The following is a 780-nucleotide window of genomic DNA, read 5'->3' as shown; positions in this document are numbered from 1 at the left end:
GCACGGGCGCCTGGGCCCGGCGCCTGGGCATTTTTGCAGGATATGAACGGTTGGAGGCTGTGAACGATTTGCCTGGCAGAAATTGCAAGCTATGAACGGTTCGTTCACAACCTCCATTTCTGTACATGTATCTACCTGGGGAAATGCTGAGCTTCCAATAGTGCAAGAAGCGGCAATCGTTCATATCCTCCAATCGTTCATAGCCTACAAACCGTGCACGGCATCCAGATCGCGTGCGTTGGTTACATGGGGGGGGAGACCGCGTCGGACGTGCAGGTGCATGGGATGTGCAGCCGCATGTTGACGTGCAGCCGCATGCGGGCGTCCCGATTGGATGTGGGCTTCTTGATGTGCAATGAAAATTGAACTCTTTTGATCGAAGAATTGAACTCTCGTGATAGACTCTTGCGAAATTGAACTTAGAGTTCAATTTCATGATTGGAGTGGAAGTGGCTGAGGGTGAAAACACCGTGAATACAGCGCCGACAACGGTGGAGGTCTTTGCCTCGTGCCTGCGCCACGCCATGGACGGGCGCGGTCTCAAGCAGGCCGACCTGATTCGTATGGCTGCGGACCGCGGGTCGAAGCTCGGCAAGAGCCAGGTGAGCCAGTACGTGAGTGGCAAAACGCTCCCGCGTCGCGCGGTGGTGCAGCTGCTCGCAGATATCCTTGAAATTGAACCTTTCGAGCTTACGGGGGAGAGCTGGGCGGCTGAGTACGAGTCCATGCCCGCGCCCGCACCCGCCGCGCGTGCTAAATCTGCAGCCCCTGCCGCCCTCG

General features: G+C 57.2%; 1 pseudogene. It reads left to right on the top strand.

Going from position 1 to position 780, the window contains the following annotated elements:
• Positions 1-449: 449 nt before the first annotated feature.
• Positions 450-780 (top strand): annotated as a pseudogene (locus COLINT_RS08680) (helix-turn-helix domain-containing protein); the annotation flags it as partial.

The sequence above is a fragment of the Collinsella intestinalis DSM 13280 genome, from assembly GCF_000156175.1.
Lineage (GTDB): Bacteria > Actinomycetota > Coriobacteriia > Coriobacteriales > Coriobacteriaceae > Collinsella > Collinsella intestinalis.
Note: the sequence above shows the minus strand (reverse complement) of the source record. Positions and strands in the feature narration are given on the sequence as shown.